Origin of the sequence: Nannocystis sp. (assembly GCF_016714285.1) — a bacterium.
Lineage (GTDB): Bacteria > Myxococcota_A > Polyangia > Nannocystales > Nannocystaceae > Nannocystis.
The window spans coordinates 151,474-169,212 of record NZ_JADJNN010000013.1; the positions used below are offsets into that span (position 1 = coordinate 151,474).

Below are 17,739 nucleotides of genomic sequence, written 5' to 3' on the forward strand. Positions count from 1 at the left end.
CCCGAGCTCCGCGGCGTCGCCGGCAACGGCATCGTCGAACCCGCCGACCGCGAGACCCGCGTCGCCGGCCAGGCCCCCGGACGAATCGCCGTCGTGCATATCAAGGAGGGCGACCAGGTCGTCGCCGACCAGCCCCTGCTCGAGCTCGAGGCGGCCACCGAGAAGGCCTCCCTGGCCGCCGCCGAGGCCGACCTCGCCGCCGCCGACGCCGAGCTGTCGCGCACCCTGCACGGCCGCATCCGTCAGGACATCGACGCCGCCGACGCCGACGCCGACGCCGCCAAGGCCCGCGCCGAATTATCGAAGGGCACCCTCGACCGCATCAGCAAGCTCGCCGAGGGCGGCGCCGCCACCCCCGACGAGCTCGACCGGGCCCGGCGATCCTCCGAGGCCGAGGATATGGCGTACAAGGCCGCCGACGCCCGCAGATCCGCCGCCCTCGCCGGCTCCCGCCGCGAGGACGTGCTCGCCGCCCGCGCCCGCGTCAGCGGAGCCCAGGCCCGCCGCGACCAGGCCCGAGCGATCCTCGATCGCCTCACCATCCGCGCCCCGATCGCCGGCGAGGTGCTCTCCGTGAAGGTCCGCGCCGGCGAATACTACAGCCCCGGCGCCGGCGAGGCCGTTGTCATGGGCGACACCCGCGTCCTCCGCGTCCGCATGGACGTCGAGGAGCGCGACATCGGCAAGATCCGCAAGGGCCTCTACGCATATATCACCGCCGACGCCTTCCCAGGCCAGCGCTTCCCAGGCCGCGTCATCGAGATCGGCCGCCGCATGGGCCGCAAGAACATCCGCACCGACGACCCGGTCGAGCGCATCGACACCAAGATCCTCGAGGTCATCATCGAACTCGACAAACGCGAGCCCGACCAGGGCACCCTCATCCCAGGCCTCCGCGTCGTCAGCGTGATCGACGACAAGAGCATGAACTGAGGCCCCCCGAAAACTGATACGGTGCTGCGATGCGTGGCATCGTCCTCGGCCTGAGCTGCGCGGCGTTCGCCTGCGGCCCCGCCGCGGCCCCGTCGACCACCGACGCCGAGACCACGACCGGGGCCACCCTCGCGGCGAGCACCGACGAACCCAGCCCGACGAGCACCGCGATCGCCTCCACCGGCGAGCCCGACCCCGTCGAGCCCGAGGCCGCCTGCACCGCGCTCTGCGACGCCAAGGCAGCGTGCTGGCAGCAACCCGTCGATCCAGCCTGCGTGCAATCTTGCCTGTTCTTGCTCCAAACCGGCCACGATCCCGAATGCCTGCCCGCCGACGCCGCCCTCACCGCCTGCCTGGCCACGCTCAGCTGCGAGATCCTGCTCGGCGACAACCCCTCGCGGGCCTGCGACCCAGAGCTGCGGGCAATGCTCACGGCCTGCCGGCTGTGCAATATCTCGGGCGGCCCGGTCGATGCGAACTCCTGCTATTCCGACGAGCTGTGCCCGGACGGCCTGCTGCGAATCGATTGCGACAACAATACGTGCATCTGTACGCTCGAGGGTGCCGTCACCAGGATCTGCCCGTCGACCGGCTGTGGCCTCGAGGGCTTCCCCAATACCCCACTCACCTGCTGCCGTGACCCGCTCGCCGTCGCACGCCAGGAGCCCGCGACGGCGCGCCCGTGAGCCCTGACCCCGGGCGTCCGCGCGTCCCGCCCGTGTTACCCTCGCCCGCATGCAGCGCCTCGCCTCCCGCCTCGCCCCCACGCTGTGCGCCCTGCTGCTCGCCACCAGCTCCGCCTGCGCCTCGCGCTACAAGCAAGACGCCGACGGCCCGACCTACGCCGCCCAGGCCAAGCTCTCGGTGAAGGTCAACAAGACCGGCGTCCGCACCCTCCGCGTCGAGATGATCCACCTCGCTCCGCCCGCGAGGATCGACCCGGCCAACAAGGGCTACATGGTGTGGATCGCCGTGCCCGGGCAGCCCACCACCAAGGCCGGCTTCCTCAACTACTCCGAGCGTCGCCGCCGCGGCCTGCTCGTGGCGACCACGCCGCACGCGAAGTTCGAGGTCATCGTGTCGATCGAACAAAACTCGAGCGTCACCGAGCCGAGCCCCAAGGTGATCCTCCGCAAGATCGTCGCCCGCAGCTCGTGACGCCACAGCCGCTCCTCGGCGAGCAAGTCGAAGATCCGCCAGACCAGCGGGAAGACCTCGTCGCGGCTCACATCGTGCGCGGCGTCGCCCGGCCAGCGGCCCGTGCGTGACGTCGACGCGCCTTGACAGGTGCCTGCGGCGCGCGCATCAACGCAGGGATGGCATGGCGTATCGCGTGGAGGATGGGGATCGTCGTGGGGCTCTGCGGTTGTTCGGACTCGTCGGGAGGATCGACGTCCGGCGATACGCCGGCGACCATGACCGAGGTTGGTGGAACAACGAGCACGCCGACGAGCGCCAGCGGCGGAACCGACGCGAGCGGCGAGAGCGGCGACGCTACCGCACCGACCAGCGCGGCGACCACGGACGGGCCGGCCGTGTGCGACGGCGGCGAGCCCGAGATCGGGGACGCGGTCGAGACGAGCTTCTACTACGGGGTGGCCGCCGGCATGTCGCTGGCCGAGGGCTCGTGCTACTCGGGCTCGGGCCCCGAGACCTTCGTCAACTTCCGCCCCGTGGAGGCCGGCCCGTACTCGCTGCGGATCAACAACCCGGCGTTTACGCCGCGCCTGGCGATCTACGAGGGCCTGAACGCGTGCTCGGGCACCGAGCTGGCGTGCCTGGCGGAGGGCACGGTCAACGGCAAGGTGGTGCACTACCAGAGCTTCGGGGCGGGCACGGAGCTGACGATCGTCGTCGACACGGCGAGCCCCGGGGAGTTCGGCGACTTCGAGCTCGAGATCGTCCGGGGCATTTATCTATACTGCAGTTTCAACGACGATTACTCGGACGAACTGCCGCCGTTCTCAATCTATGGCGATCTCGCTACCACGGGCTACTGGGCGGACACCAGCTGCGGGAGCTGCGGCGGTGAGAACTTCCGCGACACCCAAATGACGTGGACGGCGGCCGCCGACGGGAGCTACCGGTTCACCCTGATGGCCGATTTCGACCCGATCCTGTACGTCAGCAACAACGAGACGGACGGGAGCTTTAGCTGCAGCACGGAGCTCGCCTGCGCCGACGACGCGGGCCCGGGTGCGCCCGAGGTCGTGACCCTCGACCTCACGGCGGGACAGAACGTGCGCATGTTCGTCGACGGCAAGGGCGAGATGTACGGGCCGTTCGAGCTGCAGATCGAGCAGCTATAACAGCAACTCAACAACACGCGCACCAGGAACATCGCCACAGATGCTCGCAGAATATCACGGACCGCATATCCCCGCGCCGCGGTAGACTCCCAGCCGATGCCCCTGCTGCCGCGCCGCGCCCCTTGAACCCAAGCACGTCACGCGCTCCGCGACTCCCCGCCCTCACGCCGCCCGCAGAGCCGCGGCCGCCGGCATCACCAGCCCCCGCAGGCCGCGCCGCCACACCGCCGCCCGCAGCGGCGCATCGATCACCCCGTGCGCGCGCAGCTCGGGACAACCTGTCCCCCGGGACATGCGCTCCGCACCCGCCTCGGCAGCGGCGATCGCCGCCGCGAAGCTCGCCTGCGCCCGGGCTCGCTGCTCGCCGCTCGCACCCGCGAGGGCCCACTGCACGAAGCGCCAGCCGAGCTCCGCGTGGCGCTGCTCGTCCGCCGCGATCGCCGACAAGATCCGCCGCAGCCCCGCGTCCTCGGCCCGCGCCGCCGCCTCGCGGACCTCGAGCGCCGACAGCGTCTCGCCCACGCAGGCCTCGCGGATCACCGCCGCCACGATCTCATCGAGCGTCTCCGGACCCCGCGCATTCGCCTGCGGCAGCGGCCCCGGCCCGACGCCTCGCCCCGCGTACGCGCTGGCCAGCGCGAACGCCACGCGCGCGTGCTCCACCTCGTCGGCCAGCGCCTGCTGGGCCGCGAGCACCAGCGTCGGCGGGGCCCCGACCGCGAGCAGCTGCAAGATGAAGCGGGCGAACGACGCCACCGACGCGTGCTCCGCCACCGCGATCTCCGTCCACGCCTCCGCCAGCGGCGCGCGCAGCTCCGCCGCTGCGACCACCCCGACCACCGCCGTCCCCCAGTCGTCGCGCCCGCAACTCGGCGCCGTCATAGCCACCTCGTCGACCACGAAGGGCCGACCGCACGCGACCAACGAGCACTCCCACTTGCCCTCCCCGAACGCGCAGGGCGTGTCGACGCACGGCGGGTCCGTCTCGCACAGATCGTTGGCCGTCGTACACGCCCCATTGACCACCTCCGCCCCGCAGTCGTAGCCCTCGGACTGCGAGAACTGGCACAGCTCGCCCTTGCAGTCCGCGTCGTCGTCGCAGCTCGAGGCCACACAGCGCGTCCATGGCCCGAGCACGTCGCCCGCGCAGCGGCACACCAGCCCAGGCCCGCAGTCCGCGTCCGTCTCACAACCGTACACACAACCGCAGCCGATGATCTGCACCGAGAACTTCTGGCACGACCCGAACGCCTGCTCCTTGCAATCCGCGTTGGTCTGGCACGGCTGGCCCTGCAAGTCGCAGTTCGACGGCGTCGCCGGCACAACGCACGCCTCGGCCGACACCCGGTGCGGCAGCAAATCACCGCACTTCTCCCAGCCCGACGGCACCGGCGGGTCGACGAATCCCTGCATCAATTGTGTGCACTCCGGCCCGACGGTCTCGCCACCGCTCGAGCTCCCGCCGTCCGTGCTACCATCGGTCGATCCGCCACCAGGGCCGCCCGTGCTGGCGCTGACGCCCGAGCTCTCGCCCGTGCTGCTCGTCGTCAGCGCCCCGGTGCTCGCGTCGCCGCTGCTGGCCGAGCTCCCGCTCGCCCCGCTGGTCGGCTCGCCGGTCCCCGTCGCCCCGCCCGTGCTCGCCACCCCGCTGCTCCCCGTCGACGCCGCCTGCGTGGTCCCGCCGCCGGTGTCCCCGTCGCTGCTCCCTCCGCCGGAGCCGCACCCGAGCAATCCGAGAGCGAGGAAAAGCGACAGGCGGGCGGGCTCGATCGATGCGTGAATCGTCAGGGTCATGGCGAGCACTCTCGCCCGTCCCGCGCGGCACCACAAGCGGGCACTACAATCCTGGCGCCCTCCCGCGGCGGCGCGCGCCGACTGCCAGCTAACTAGGGGCTCGGGAGGTTCTTCTTCGCCGGGGCTGGCTTCGGAATCGGCTTCGGGGCCGGCTGCGGGGGCACCGGGTCAGGCGGCGTCTCGAGCTCCGCCACCTTGTGCAGCCTGCCGCGCAGGCGCACCACGGAGCGCTCCTGCGGGGTCATGTCCGTGGCGACGCACAGCCGCGCCCGCGACGACACCAGGAACCCCGTGCCAAGCCCGAAGTGCTGGGTGCCACGCGGGAGAATGTACTGACCCGCGCGCGTCGGATCGTCCAGCCCCTCGAGCTGCGCCCGGCTCATGATCGCCTCCGCCGCCAGGTTCACCGAGAACGCGGTATGCCGGCGACTCGCGTCCGCCCGGTTCTGGACCCGCACGGCGAGGTACTTGTTGGTGGTCTTGTCGAGCCGCTTGACCGTGACGATCACGTCGGTGATCTCGAGGACGTAGCCCACCGGCACCGCGTACGCGCCGGCCGGCGCGGCCGGGCTGCCCCCGTCGGGATCTTCAATCACCTGCGAGACCTCCCAACCGGCGTCGGCCGGGCAGGCCTTGCTGCCCTCAAAGCTCGCCGTGAGGATCACGAACACGTCCTGCGGCCCGTCGGCGCGGGCGATCGGCGCGACGAGCAGGGACGTGGCGAGGACGGAGATTCCGAGGAGCGTACGCATGCGGCCCGCATGATGCGCGCCACGCCCGGTGATGACAACCAGCGCTCGCTGCGACGTCGCCAATATTATCGCGCGACCACGCAGTCCACCTGGACCGCAAGGCGGTCCAGATACCCTGATTCCGACGGCGCTGCTCGTGTGGCCCCAGCGTCAGAGAGATCTCTCCACAATCATTGACCGTGTGAGGAGACCCTGTGCCGATATCATCCATGGAGCGCGGAGTAGCCACTGTTCGGGCCCCCGCGGCCCCGGGGCGGCTTTGGCCTCAGTCCGCGGCGGGTCCGGCGTCACCACGCAGGACCCACTCGGCGTGGAGCCCGGGGCTTGGGTCCACGGCGTCCTTGCGGTAAGTGTCCGCCATGATCTCGCAAGCGAATCGTCGGGGACTTCGTACCAGCTCGCTCGCGCTGGCGATCGCGGGGCTCGTCGCCTGCAAGAGCTCGACCTCCGTCGACGCCTACGTCGACAACAGCGCCAAGGACATCTGCGACGCCGTCATCGCCTGCAGCTGCCAGTACCCCAACGGCGCGGCGTACGAGCACTGCCTCGGCGAGCTGACGGTCTTCCTCGATTCCACGGCGCAGCTCAACCTCGTCGATGGCCTGAGCTTCGACGGCGATTGCGCCGACGAGGCCACCGCGGCGTTGAAGGAGCTCGCCTGTGGCGTCAACCTGGGCGATCCCGACGCGGCCTGTGAGGCCCCCTGCAAGCTCTGGTACGGCCCGGTCGGCAAGGGCGCCACCTGCACCACCGTCAACGGCTTCGACAATTGCAAGCAAGGTCTCGTCTGCGGTGGTGATCAAGTCTGCGTCGATCCCTGCGCCGAGCCCAAGGTCCCCGCGCTCGGCGAGGTCTGCGGACAATTGCTCGGCTGCGTCGACGGAGCCTTCTGCGACACCGAAGCCGCCGACCTCAACCCGATCTGCAAGGCCCTGCCGGCCGCCGGCGAGACCTGCACCACCGGGGAGTTCTGCGCCGAGGACCTGTTCTGCGACACCAGCGTCCCCGGCAAGAAGATCTGCACCGCCCTCCCGGGCCTCGGCGCCGAATGCATCGACTTCCAGTGCGCTGCCGGCCTGTACTGCGATCCGATGCAATTGCCCAACGTCTGCGCGGCGGTGCCGACTCTCGGCGAAGCCTGCGACTTCGGGGCCTGCCAGGCCCCCTACGTGTGCAGCGACAACGACGTGTGCACAGAGCCGCCGCCCCAGGTCTGCGGCCTCTACGGCGGCCTGCCGCAGGAGGACTGCAAGCCCGACGAGTTCACCTGCAACAGCGGGGCTTGCATCGACCTCGCCCTCGTCTGCGACGGGATGCCCCAGTGCAATGACGAGTCTGACGAGGCCCCGATCAACCCGCTCTGCACGATCCCCTGCGCGATCGACGAGTTCACCTGCGACGACGGCGAATGCATCGCGCAGGGCCAGGACTGCGACGGCTTCCCGGACTGTGCCGACGCCTCGGACGAGCTGAACTGCCCCTGATGCCGAACAGCCAAAGCCTGTAGATTCTCGCGTGCGCCCGCCCGCCGTCATCACGGCTGGTTGGGAGCCACCCGTGATCCGCTGCCACCTTCGCCCATCCCGTAGCGTTACACTGCCGCGATGCCGCCCGGCTGGACGCTGCTGACCCTGCTGCTCGCCGCGCCCGCGCATCCGATGCCCCACCCGGCACCGCCGCCGCGCACCCGCGACCGCCCCGCCGCGCAGGCCGGCTGCGTCACCTGCCACCCGGCGATCGCCCGTGAGTGGTCCGAGTCGCTGCACCACGTCGCCGGCAGCGACGAGCCCTACCGCGAGGCCCACGCCCGTGAGCCGCTCCCGTTCTGCCAGGCCTGCCACGTCCCCGAGGCCCCGCCGCGCCAGACCCCCTCCGCCTGGGCCGAGGCCGTCGGCGTCGGCTGCGTCACCTGCCACCTCACCGCCGGTGACGCAGTGCTCGCAATCCCTGGCAACCACGACCCCGCCACCCCCCACCGCCTGCGCCGCGACGCGGCCTTCGCCGGCCCCTCCGCCTGCGCCGCCTGCCACGAGTTCGCCTTCCCCGACGCCCGCATCGTCCCGCGCCCCGACCTCATGCAATCCACCGTGCAAGAGCACGCCGCGTCGTGGGCCGCCGACTACGCCTGCGCCGACTGTCACATGCCCTGGGTCGACGACGGCGACGCCCGCGGCCACCGCTCCCACCGCTTCGCCGCCTCACGCGACCCGGACCTGCTCGCGCGCGCCGTCGGCGTGTCCGCGCGGCGCCTGCCCGGCGACCTCGTCGAGCTCACCCTCACGCCCCACGCCGCCGGCCACGCCTTCCCCACCGGCGACCTGTTTCGCCGCCTCGAGCTCCGCGTCCAGGTGATCGACGATACCAACCCACGCGCCCCCCAGCGCCACAACCTCGGCCGCAGCTTCGCCACCCGCCCGCACGGCCCCGTCCTGGCCCGCGCCCAGATCGCCGACACCCGCCTGCACGCTGAACCAGTGCTGGTCCGCTTCGACCTCCACGACGGCCCCGGGCCCGTCGCCGCGATCTGCGAGGACCTCTCGCAGAGCTGGGTCGCCTGGGAGCTGCGCTACCAGCGGGTCGCCTTCCCGGACCCCCGCCGCCAGGGCGGCGCCGTCCTCGACGGCGAGGTGATCGTCGCCCATGGCGTCCTCCCCGGGGCCAGCGAATGACCCACCGCCCCCTCACCCTCGCGGCCCTCCTCGGCGCCTGCACCCCCCGACCTGTCCCTTCAGACACCTCACCTGTCCCTCCGACCACCTCAGCTCAACCTGTCCCTCCGACCACCTCACCTGTCCCTCCGACCACCTCAGCCGAACCTGTCCCTCCGACCACCCCGGCTCCGACCTCACCTGTCCCTCCAACCACCCCATCCCCGCGCCCGCCCCCGCCCGGCTTCATCGACCTCCGCGCCGCCCTCCCGGGCGCCTGCTTCACCCCGGGCTACGCCGCCGCCGACAACTTCACGGGCGCCCCGCTCCCCGGCTACGCCGCCGCCGGGGCCTGGCTGCTCGCCAAGCCCGCCGCCGCCCTCGCGCGCGTCCAGGCCGCCCTCGCCGCCGACCACCTCAGCCTCCTGATCTTCGACGCCTACCGCCCGCGCCGCGCCAGCGAGGCGATGGTCAGCTGGGCCGAGCAGCACGACCGCGGCGACCTCCTCCGCGGCGGCTACATCGCCCGCAAGTCCAACCATAACCACGGCACCACCGTCGACCTCGGCCTCGCCACCCCCGACTGCCGCCCGCTCGACATGGGCACCGCCTGGGACACCCTCGACCCCCGCAGCCACACCACCGCCGCCACCGGCGCGCCGCTGAAGAACCGCCTCCGCCTCCGCCAGGCCATGCGCGCGGCCGGCTTCCGCGACTACCCGCGCGAATGGTGGCACTTCAGCCTCCCACTCGCCGGCACCACCCCGCGCGACGTGCCCTACGGCCCCAACGAGGCGCCCGAGCCCGGCTGACCCAAGAGCCAGATCACCGCACAGGCTGACCCAAGAGCCAGATCACCGCCGCCACCGTGAGCACCACCACGCGGCCCCCCGTCCGCCGGAGCCCGGCTCGCGGCTACGCTCCGCACTCACCCGATGACCAGCCCGTCCCGCGCCGTGCCCGCGCTCCGTCAGCTCGCGCGAGAGTTCGCCTACCACGTCGAGCTCTCGCCCACCGAGGTGCTCGCCCGCGTCGAGGCCGACCCCGACATCCAGCTGATCTCCGGCTTCCCCGCGCGCGGCCGCAGCGACCGCAAGTTCCTCGCCGAGCGGGCCGGCCGCGGCTTTCGTGTGTGCCAGAACTTCGCCGCCAGCGGCACCGTCGACACCGGCCCCGCCGTCCTCCGCCGCCTCACCCTCGAGGCCGAACTCATCGCCACACCCCGCGGCACCCTCGTCCGCGCCCGCTTCGCCCGCGGCCCGCTGTCCCGCCAGGCCAGCTTCTACATCATGTGGGCCGCCAGCTTCGCCTGGCTCGGCCTCACCGGCATCACCGCCGCCAAGCTCGGCCTCATCGCCGCCTTCCTCGCCCTCACCGTGCCCGCCTTCATCTACGACCTCATGCGCGCCGCCGGCAGCGACGAGGACCGCGTGCAGCTGCTGAACCTCATGTCGCAGCTGCTCGGCCCGGCCCTCATCGGCGACAACCCCGAGGAGAACATGCCGTACCGCCACGGCCACCGCCTCCCCGAACCCGCCGCGAAGCACCCCCTGCGCCCCGCGACTCACCCGGCGAAGCCCGACGACGACGACGACGACGACGACTGACCCGCCCCCGTGCTATCCCCGGGACGTGCAGATCTTCTCGGTCGAGGGCAACACCCAGCGCCTGGACGGCGGCGCGATGTTCGGCAACTGTCCCCGCGACCTGTGGGCCTCCTGGTCCCCGCCAGACGACCACAACCGCATCCGCCTCGCCTGCCGCAGCATGCTCGTGCGCGAGGCCAGCGGCCGCAACGTCCTGCTCGAGACCGGCATCGGCGCCTTCTTCGAGCCCAAGCTCCGCGACCGCTTCGGCGTCCAGGAGTCGGAGCACGTCCTCCTCCGCTCGCTCGCCGAGCTCGGCCTCCAGCCCCACGACATCGACATCATCGTCCTGTCCCACCTCCACTTCGACCACGCCGGCGGCCTGCTGTCCGCCTGGGCCGAGGGCCACGCCCCGCAGCTGGTGTTCCCCCGCGCCCACTACATCGTCAGCGCCCCCGCCTGGCAGCGCGCCCTCCACCCCCATCCGCGCGACCGCGCCTCCTTCATCCCTGTCCTTCAGGACATGTTGCAGGCGACCGGCCGACTCGAGCAGGTCGACGGCCCGCACGCCGCCACGCTCGGCCCGGCCTACCGCTTCCATTACTCGAGCGGCCACACCCCCGGCCTCATGCTCACCCATGTCGAGGGCGCCGCGCTCGGCCCCGTCACCTTCCTGGGCGACCTGGTCCCCGGCGTCCCGTGGGTCCACCTCCCGATCACCATGGGCTACGACCGCTTCCCCGAGCTACTCATCGACGAGAAGGAGGCCCTGCTCGCCAGCATCGTCGCCGAGCGCGGCTGGGCCTTCTACACCCACGACCCCGAGGTCGCCGCCAGCCGCGTCGTCCGCTCGCCCGCCGGCCGCTTCTCCGCCAGCGAAGCCCGCGCGCAGCTGCGCCCGGAGTGAGCATCGCTCGCGGATCGACCGGTCTGGTACCATCGGCGATCGCTCAACCCCGAGGTGGCCGATGACGTCATACAGGCGCAGGGTGATCCCATTGTTGATAGGACTGGCCGGCTGTGGATCTGAGCCCGGGCCAGAGATCGACCCCTATGACAGCACGCTGCTCGGCCTCTACACGATCGAGGCGTGGACCGTGAACGAGGCCAGCTGCGACGGCGAGGGCCCGTCGGTACTCGCGGCCCGCAGCGAGCACGCCGCGCTGGTCCAGGCATGTACCGAGAGCACACCGCGGCTGCACGTGCGTCCCTGCGTCGACGAAGCCGAATGCGAGTCAAGGGTGTGCGGCGGCGGATTCTTCGAGGCCTTCGCTGCCGGCTGGCCTCAACTCCACGGCAACGACCACGACGGCTGGCACGCCGGGGCATGGCTCGCCCCGGAGATGGTCGGCGATCACTGCGAGGCGAGCCTGCGCAGCATCAAGCTCGAGGTCGACGGCGACGGCATCGTGATCACCAACCGCGTGCATCACACCGGTGACTACGGCCCACCCAAGGCCGAGTACGGCGGCATGTGCTGGCCCGACGACGACGCGAGCGCGGCGATCAACAAGAGCGAGTGCAGCAGCCTCGAGGTCGTCCGCCTGCGTCGAACCCGGGCCGACTGCGACCCGCTCGTTGCCGACGCCTGCGGCCCCAGCGAGCTGTGCGCTCCCTACGGCAATCGCTTCATGTGCGCCCCCGCCGAGCCGCCACCGGCTGGGCCCGGCGAGGCCTGCGGGGTCCAGAGCTGCGCCCCCGGCCTGGCCTGCGTGAACGCCCAGGTCCTGACAGACTGCGACACCGCCCGCTGTTGCTCCGCGTTCTGCGACCACTCGCTGCCCGACCGGGACGTCGCATGCGCGGCCCAGGCCGCGGGCTTGCTGTGCACCGACTGGTACCTTGAGGGCTACAGCCAACCGGACCGCGAGGCCGTCGGTGTGTGCTCGCGGATCCACCGCTGCGACGACGACTTCGAGCTCCCGTGGCCGTACGTCTGCGACGGCTTCGCCGACTGCGACGACGAGACCGACGAGGCCAACTGCTAGAGGCCCGCACGCCCCCTCCCCAGGGGCCCGCACCCTCACAGCACGTCGCTGAGCTTCACCGCCACCCCGAACACCCCGAGGCACATCTCGTCGAGCGTCGCCTCGCCGAGCACCACGTCCTTCGGCGCCTTCAGGCCCTGGTCCGCCAGCGCCTTGACCACGAAGGGGTTGCTCATCGAGTTGTTGTAGACGCAGCGCAGGTACACCGAGTCGCCCGGGCGCACCCGCGGCACCGTCTCGAGGTCGGTGTCGTAGCTGTACAGGCGCTGCCACTGGAAGTCCCAGCGCGGCGTCTGCAGCAGGCACTCCCCCGAGGGCTCCGTCCCCTGCGGGTCCGCGTGCTGGACACCGATCATCATGTCGGTGCCGACGTAATGCATGTGCGTGGCCACCCCGAACACCCGCAGCTCCGGGATGTCCAGGCTGTTGAGGTCGATCAGCATCTCCTCGGTGTGGTCGACCGCGCCCGCCGGGATGCGAAACTCGGGCACGCCGTTGCTGTCGTTCGGCCCCGGCTGCAGCCCGCCGCCCGCCCCGCCCTCGTTGCCCAGCAGCGCCAGCAGCCCGACGTAGGTCGGCAGGCCCTGGTACAGGCTGAGGTCGACCGAGGTGCTGTCGTCGCGCTCCTCCTCGCCCGTCGGGTGGTAGTGCACGCTCAGCACGATGCGCGAGCCGGCCGCGACCCGCATCGCCACGTTCGGCGGCGGCACGAAGGGCAGCGAGCCCGGCGCCCACACGCCGATGAGCTGCGAGCTGTTGATCCCCGGCCCGCCGAAGCAGGAGTAGGGCTCGCCCTTGGGCCCGACCTTGGCCGCCGACGCCCCGTCCTCGTCCACATAGGCCAGCACGTGGTGCACGATCTTGGGGTTGCCCGCGTTGATCTGCAGCCCGTCGAGCCAGGTGTCCTCGGTGAAGCCCGGATCGATGCTGAAGCACAGGTACGCGTCGTCCTTGCCCGTCATCGTCACCTCGCTCGGGATCTTGAGGCTGAGGTCCATGTCCTTCAGCACCAGATCCGCCGCCGGCGGGATCGGCTTGGCCTTCGACGGGTCACCCTCCGGCGTGTCCTGGTCGATCCACGCGCGCAGCTGCTCGAGCTCCTCATCGCTGAGCCGCGGGTCGTCCTTGAAGTCGAAACGCGGCGCGCAGGTCTCCGTGGTCTCGGCCAGGAAGGGCGGCATCGCCTTGCGCTCGACCGCGTCGAGCAGCGCCGCCGCGAAGGGCTTGGCCTCCTCGTAGCTCTGCAGCGAGAACGGCGCGATACCCCCGGACACGTGGCAGCCACCGCACTTGCTCACGATCGCCGGCGCGATGTCCTGATGCCACGTCACCGCCGCCGCCGGACCCGTGTCACCACCGCTGCTCTCGCCGCCGCTGGTCGGCGCGCTATCACCGGTCGTCGCCGGGGTCGTCGCCCCGCTCGTGCTCGCGTCACCGGCATCGCCAGCGTCGCCCTCCTTGCAACCGGGCGCGGCCAACAGCGCCACGCCAGCAATCGACCCGAACACCCGCAGAGACGACGAGGACACGAAAACCATCGTCCTTCGCTTTTACCGGGCCCACCGCTGCCTGGCAAGCCAGCGGCGCGGACCCGCACCAGCCCGGACCCGCCGCCCATACGAGAGATCGCACGCGCCGGCCACCGGCTCAATCCGCGAACACCTCGACCTCGATCTCGCCCAGCGTCCACGTGTTCTGCCCGTGATTGTGCAGGTGAAAGTACACCGGCGTCCCCGCGTCGGCGGCGAAGCTCGCCGGCACGTCGATCGGGTACGCGTTCGCCTTGCCGGGGATCGCGATCTCCTGCTCCCACACCACGTCGTCGCCGACCAGCAGCGCGACGTGAGCCGTCGCCGGCTCGTCGGCCACGAGATCGAAGTGATAGACCGACGCGACGATGCGCGCCCCCTTCACGATCGCCGCGCGCGAGGGCTGGCTGAACATCGCGTAGTTGCAGAGCAGCGTGTTGATCTCCAGCCCCTGCGGCTCGAACAGCCAGCCCCCCAGCGGGCACTGCACCTGCGCCGGGCGGTGCTCCGCCAGCGGGTCCATCGGCGCCGGCACCGGCTTCCACATCGTCGGCAGCACCAGCGGCACCAGCTCGCCCCCGGTGGGGTCCACCTCGCCGCTGCTCGAGGCGCCGCCGCTCGTGCTCGTCGTCCCGGAGCCACCCTCGCAGGCGCCGAGCAGCGCGCAACCGATCGCCAGGGCCCACGCTCGCACGCCCCGCAGCATACGCGAGCCGCCCCGCCGCCGCGACCGCCTGCGCTATCGTCCGCCCGTGCCCCGCACCTCACAGCTCCTCGCGCTGCTCCTGGCCGCCGCCTGTCGCCGCGACGCCCCCGGCGTCGCCCCGCTCTCGGTCCCGCCCGCGAGCACGTGTCCGCAGCCGGCCCCGATCCTCGCCGAGCGTCCGCCGCAGATCGTCGGCGAGCGCCTCGATCCCGCGACCGACGGGGCCGCCGCCCCGCTGCGTGACGCGGAGCAGCAGCGTCGCCTCCGCGGCCTCGCGGCCCTCGACGCCGGCCGCTTCGACCTCGCCCGCAGCGAGTTCGCGGAGATCCTCGCCGTCGCCCCCGGCAACCTCGGCGTCAAGGCCCTGTTCGACGTCGCCACCGCGGCCATGCTCGCCGCCCAGGACAGCGCCGCCCGCAGCTTCGCCAACGTGACCCCGCGCCCCGTGCCCGCGCCGCCGTGGCGCTACACCCTCGCGCGAACGATCGCCATCGAGACCGGCGCGCCGCCGAAGCTGGTCCAGCTCAGCAAACAAAGCAACAGCATCACCGACGAGGCCGAGTGGCTGCGCCGCCACAACCTCCGCATCCCCGAGCTCGAGGTCCCGAACCCGATGCGCAACCTCCCCGGCAACCTCCCGCCGAACATCCCCCCGACCTTCGGCAACGAGCTGCTGGTCCAGGCGATCGCCCACCCCGACCACACGATCCTCGTCTACGGCCCCAACTACGCCGGCGGCACCCACGTCGCCGTGCTCGACGCCAGCGGCACGATGATCGCCTTCCTCGACTTCTCCGCCTACCGCCTCGCCCCCGACAACCTCAAGTCCGACCTCCAATTCGTCGACCAGACGGTGCAGTGGGCCGAGGTCAAGGACGGCATCCTCTACATCTCCCACGGCCACCGCACCTACGCCCGCAGCTCCAAGGGCATGACCGCCTATATCACCGCCCTCGACCTCCTCACCGCCGAGCTGCGCTGGCGCAGCGCACCCCTGGTCGCCGGCGCCGCCAACTTCGTCCTCGACGGCGCCTTCATCCTCACCGGCTACGGCTTCACCGCCGAGCCCGACAACCTCATCGTCCTCGAGCGCCGCAGCGGCAAGACCGTCTCCCGTGTCAAGGTCGACAGCGCCCCGGAGTACCTGTTCGTCCAGGGCCGCCGCCTCCTCGTCCGCACCTACGACACCGACTACGAGTTCGACCTGCGCTGACACGCGCACCCGCGAGGGCTGGCCCCGGGCCCCGCTTTCGCCGACAATCTCCCCGCATGTCCTTCCTCCGCGCCGACGGCAAGGCCGCCCTCTCGCGGGCCATCGTCGCCTTCGAGGCCCGCACCGCCGCCGAGCTCGTCATCGTCGTCGAACCCCGCGCCGGCCACTACCTCCACGTCCCCCTCGCCTTCGCCGCCCTCGCCGCCCTCGCCGCCCTCGCCTTCCTCCTGTACGGCGAGCCCAGCTTCGCCCTCCACTGGTTCCTCATCGACCCGGTCGTCATCGGCCTCGCGGTCGCGTACCTCACCTCGACCTGGTCCGCCCTCGAGCGCCTCGTCACCCCCGCCGCCCGCCGCGACGCCTGGGTCCTGCGAGCCGCCCGCGCCGCCTTCGTCGCCCGCAACGTCTGCGACACCCGGGCCCGCACCGGCGTGCTCCTCTACATCGCCGTCGGTGAGCGCCGCGCCGTCGTCCTCGCCGACCTCGGCGTGCGCCAGGCCGTCCCCGCCGAGCTGTGGTCGCCGGCCTGCGCGGCGATCGACGCCGCCGTCCGCCGCGGCGAACCAGCCTCGGCCCTCCCGCCCCTGCTCGTCGCCCTCGCCGACCTGTGCGCAGAGCAGCTCCCGCGCCAGGCCGACGACGAGAACGAACTCTCCGACGAGGTCGACTCGTGAAGCAGCACCGCACGCCAACAGGCTGCGCTGCAGAGCAGGGCAGCACGAGCTTCAACCGCGGCTCACGCCTCGCCACCGCGGGCACGACGACCACCCTCGCCATCGCCATCGTCGCCCTCGCCTGCCTCGTCGCCCAGGGCGCCGACGCCCGCCCCGGCGGCGGCCAGGGCTACTCCGGCGGCGGCGGTCACAGCAGCGGCGGCGGCAGCGGGGGAGGCGACGGCGCCGGCATCATCATCGAGCTGCTCATCCGCCTGATTATCTATTACCCGCAGGTCGGCATCCCGCTCGCCCTCATCGTCATCGCCATCTTCGTCGTCCGCGCCCGCCACGGCAACACGCTCCGCAGCGAGCGCTGGTCGAGCAGCGGCGAGCCCAGCATCGAGGCCCCCGCGCCCCGCGGCAGCGTCGACATCAACGCCCTCCGCGCCCGCGACCCCGAGTTCTCGCTCGTCCTCTTCGAGGACTTTCTCTACGCCCTCTACGCCCGCATCCACACCGCCCGCAGCGACCCCGCAGCGATGGCGAGCCTGGCCCCCTACGTCGCCCCCGCCTCGCGCCAGGCCCTCCTCGCCCGCGAACCCACCGGCCAAACGATCTCCGGCGTCGTCATCGGCGCCATGCGCATCGCCTCCGTCAAGCTCGGCGACGACGCCACCCGCGTCGAGCTCGAGTTCGAATCCAACTACACCGCCGCCGGCCCCCGCGGCCCCCAGGGCTACTACGTCCACGAGCGCTGGACCGTCGAACGCGCCGCCGGCGTGCTCACCCGCCCCCGCGAAGCCGGCGACGCCTGGACCTTCCGCTGCCCCAATTGCGGCGCCGCCTTCGAGTCCACCGGCGACGAGCGCTGCCGCTTCTGCAAGCAGGAGGTCGGCGAGGGCCGCTTCGACTGGTCGGTCAGCCACGTCCGCCTGCTGCGCCAGGAGACCCGCCCGCCCGCGCTCACCGCCGAGGTCGCCGAGCAGGGCACGAATCGCCGCACGATCTTCGACCCGAAGGTGCAGGCCCAGCACGCCGCCCTCATCTCCGACGACCCCGGCGCCGCGCCCGAGCTGATCGAGCGCCGCCTGCGAGCGATCTACAGCGAACTGAACCTCGCGTGGACCGCCCTCGACCTCAAGCGGATCCGTCCGCTCGTCTCCGACTCCCTCTACAACTACCTCGAATACTGGATCTCCGCCTACCGCAACCAGGGCCTGCGCAACGTGCTCGAGCAGATGGCTGTCGAGCGCGTGCAGATCGTCAAGCTCACCCGCGATCTTCACTACGACGCCATCACCCTGCGCTTCTGGGCCGCCGGCCTCGATTACACCGTCCGCGCCGCCGACAACCACCGCGTGTCCGGCAGCAACACCCGCAAGCGCAAGTACAGCGAATACTGGACCCTCATCCGCGGCGCCAAGGTCCGCGGCGCCCCGCGTGACCCCGGCACCTGCCCCAGCTGCGGCGCCCCGTCGGACAAGGTCAGCATGGCCGGCACCTGCGAGTATTGCGGCGCCCACCTGACCCGCGGCGAGTTCGACTGGGTCCTCAGCAAGATCGAACAGGACGAGTCCTACCGCGGATAGTCACCCCCGCGCGGTGATACAGTCGCGGCCCGAGGC

Annotated in this window: 17 protein-coding genes; 13 read left to right on the forward strand and 4 right to left on the reverse strand. The window is 71.7% G+C overall.

The features are described 5' to 3' along the window. The first annotated feature begins 30 nt into the window (after positions 1–30). From IPJ59_RS22770 to IPJ59_RS22785, 4 genes are all read left to right on the forward strand, one after another. Complete coding sequence (locus IPJ59_RS22770; RefSeq protein WP_293273350.1) at positions 31–933, forward strand: HlyD family secretion protein; 903 nt, start codon at positions 31–33, stop codon at positions 931–933. Positions 934–962: 29 nt separating this feature from the next. After that, positions 963–1,619 carry a hypothetical protein gene (locus tag IPJ59_RS22775; RefSeq protein WP_293247640.1) on the forward strand — a complete coding sequence of 219 codons (657 nt, stop codon included), beginning with the start codon at positions 963–965 and terminating at the stop codon, positions 1,617–1,619. 49 nt (positions 1,620–1,668) lie between these two features. Continuing rightward, the gene (locus IPJ59_RS22780; protein ID WP_293247637.1) at positions 1,669–2,091 is read left to right on the forward strand and encodes a hypothetical protein; all 423 of its coding nucleotides are present in this window, start codon (positions 1,669–1,671) and stop codon (positions 2,089–2,091) included. Between the two features lie 257 nt (positions 2,092–2,348). Continuing rightward, positions 2,349–3,242 (forward strand): hypothetical protein, encoded by an 894-nt coding sequence (locus tag IPJ59_RS22785; protein ID WP_293273280.1) that lies wholly within the window; start codon positions 2,349–2,351, stop codon positions 3,240–3,242. 162 nt (positions 3,243–3,404) lie between these two features. On the opposite strand, the gene IPJ59_RS22790 is transcribed toward IPJ59_RS22785, so the two are convergent. Together IPJ59_RS22790 and IPJ59_RS22795 are read right to left on the reverse strand one after the other, a co-directional pair. Beyond that, positions 3,405–5,036 carry a ferritin-like domain-containing protein gene (locus IPJ59_RS22790; protein ID WP_293247631.1) on the reverse strand — a complete coding sequence of 544 codons (1,632 nt, stop codon included), beginning with the start codon at positions 5,034–5,036 and terminating at the stop codon, positions 3,405–3,407. A gap of 92 nt (positions 5,037–5,128) precedes the next feature. After that, positions 5,129–5,788, reverse strand: a complete 660-nt coding sequence (locus IPJ59_RS22795) for a hypothetical protein (protein ID WP_293247628.1) — start codon at positions 5,786–5,788, stop codon at positions 5,129–5,131. 359 nt (positions 5,789–6,147) lie between these two features. On the opposite strand from IPJ59_RS22795, the gene IPJ59_RS22800 reads away from it, so the two are divergent. The 6 genes from IPJ59_RS22800 (at position 6,148) to IPJ59_RS22825 (ending at position 12,010) form a co-directional block, all read left to right on the forward strand. Next, positions 6,148–7,272 carry an LDL receptor domain-containing protein gene (locus tag IPJ59_RS22800; RefSeq protein WP_293273281.1) on the forward strand — a complete coding sequence of 375 codons (1,125 nt, stop codon included), beginning with the start codon at positions 6,148–6,150 and terminating at the stop codon, positions 7,270–7,272. 120 nt (positions 7,273–7,392) lie between these two features. After that, the gene (locus IPJ59_RS22805; RefSeq protein WP_293247622.1) at positions 7,393–8,457 is read left to right on the forward strand and encodes a multiheme c-type cytochrome; all 1,065 of its coding nucleotides are present in this window, start codon (positions 7,393–7,395) and stop codon (positions 8,455–8,457) included. Continuing rightward, entirely contained in the window at positions 8,454–9,248 is a 795-nt protein-coding gene (locus tag IPJ59_RS22810) for a M15 family metallopeptidase (RefSeq protein WP_293273282.1), read from the forward strand. Before IPJ59_RS22805 ends, IPJ59_RS22810 begins: the two co-directional genes overlap by 4 nt. A 123-nt stretch (positions 9,249–9,371) precedes the next feature. Beyond that, entirely contained in the window at positions 9,372–10,043 is a 672-nt protein-coding gene (locus IPJ59_RS22815; protein WP_293273283.1) for a hypothetical protein, read from the forward strand. A 25-nt stretch (positions 10,044–10,068) separates the two neighbouring features. Continuing rightward, positions 10,069–10,929, forward strand: a complete 861-nt coding sequence (locus IPJ59_RS22820) for an MBL fold metallo-hydrolase (RefSeq protein WP_293247614.1) — start codon at positions 10,069–10,071, stop codon at positions 10,927–10,929. 61 nt (positions 10,930–10,990) lie between these two features. Then, on the forward strand, positions 10,991–12,010 hold the full coding sequence (locus IPJ59_RS22825; protein WP_293247611.1) for a hypothetical protein: 1,020 nt from the start codon (positions 10,991–10,993) through the stop codon (positions 12,008–12,010). Positions 12,011–12,045: 35 nt separating this feature from the next. Here IPJ59_RS22825 and IPJ59_RS22830 read toward each other — a convergent pair whose 3' ends face one another. Both IPJ59_RS22830 and IPJ59_RS22835 read right to left on the reverse strand, forming a co-directional pair. Beyond that, positions 12,046–13,539, reverse strand: coding sequence for a hypothetical protein (locus tag IPJ59_RS22830; protein ID WP_293273284.1), 1,494 nt, complete (start codon positions 13,537–13,539; stop codon positions 12,046–12,048). Positions 13,540–13,657: 118 nt separating this feature from the next. After that, entirely contained in the window at positions 13,658–14,233 is a 576-nt protein-coding gene (locus IPJ59_RS22835; RefSeq protein WP_293273285.1) for a hypothetical protein, read from the reverse strand. Positions 14,234–14,291: 58 nt separating this feature from the next. On the opposite strand from IPJ59_RS22835, the gene IPJ59_RS22840 reads away from it, so the two are divergent. From IPJ59_RS22840 to IPJ59_RS22850, 3 genes are read left to right on the forward strand one after another with little or no spacing between them, the layout of a single operon-like run. Next, positions 14,292–15,458: a hypothetical protein gene (locus IPJ59_RS22840; protein ID WP_293273286.1), complete on the forward strand. Its 1,167-nt coding sequence runs from the start codon at positions 14,292–14,294 to the stop codon at positions 15,456–15,458. A 56-nt stretch (positions 15,459–15,514) separates the two neighbouring features. Next, the gene (locus IPJ59_RS22845; protein ID WP_293247599.1) at positions 15,515–16,132 is read left to right on the forward strand and encodes a hypothetical protein; all 618 of its coding nucleotides are present in this window, start codon (positions 15,515–15,517) and stop codon (positions 16,130–16,132) included. Next, entirely contained in the window at positions 16,129–17,703 is a 1,575-nt protein-coding gene (locus tag IPJ59_RS22850) for a TIM44-like domain-containing protein (protein WP_293273287.1), read from the forward strand. The genes IPJ59_RS22845 and IPJ59_RS22850 overlap by 4 nt, the downstream gene beginning before the upstream one ends. Positions 17,704–17,739: the final 36 nt, after the last annotated feature.

What these genes read in the sequence shown, in the direction of transcription:
- IPJ59_RS22775 (WP_293247640.1), top strand. Translation starts at nt 963, where the DNA reads ATGCGTGGCATCGTCCTCGGCCTGAGCTGCGCGGCGTTCGCCTGCGGC.
- IPJ59_RS22780 (WP_293247637.1), top strand. Translation starts at nt 1,669, where the DNA reads ATGCAGCGCCTCGCCTCCCGCCTCGCCCCCACGCTGTGCGCCCTGCTG.
- IPJ59_RS22785 (WP_293273280.1), top strand. Translation starts at nt 2,349, where the DNA reads ATGACCGAGGTTGGTGGAACAACGAGCACGCCGACGAGCGCCAGCGGC.
- IPJ59_RS22790 (WP_293247631.1), bottom strand. Translation starts at nt 5,036, where the DNA reads ATGACCCTGACGATTCACGCATCGATCGAGCCCGCCCGCCTGTCGCTT.
- IPJ59_RS22795 (WP_293247628.1), bottom strand. Translation starts at nt 5,788, where the DNA reads ATGCGTACGCTCCTCGGAATCTCCGTCCTCGCCACGTCCCTGCTCGTC.
- IPJ59_RS22800 (WP_293273281.1), top strand. Translation starts at nt 6,148, where the DNA reads ATGATCTCGCAAGCGAATCGTCGGGGACTTCGTACCAGCTCGCTCGCG.
- IPJ59_RS22805 (WP_293247622.1), top strand. Translation starts at nt 7,393, where the DNA reads ATGCCGCCCGGCTGGACGCTGCTGACCCTGCTGCTCGCCGCGCCCGCG.
- IPJ59_RS22810 (WP_293273282.1), top strand. Translation starts at nt 8,454, where the DNA reads ATGACCCACCGCCCCCTCACCCTCGCGGCCCTCCTCGGCGCCTGCACC.
- IPJ59_RS22815 (WP_293273283.1), top strand. Translation starts at nt 9,372, where the DNA reads ATGACCAGCCCGTCCCGCGCCGTGCCCGCGCTCCGTCAGCTCGCGCGA.
- IPJ59_RS22825 (WP_293247611.1), top strand. Translation starts at nt 10,991, where the DNA reads ATGACGTCATACAGGCGCAGGGTGATCCCATTGTTGATAGGACTGGCC.
- IPJ59_RS22845 (WP_293247599.1), top strand. Translation starts at nt 15,515, where the DNA reads ATGTCCTTCCTCCGCGCCGACGGCAAGGCCGCCCTCTCGCGGGCCATC.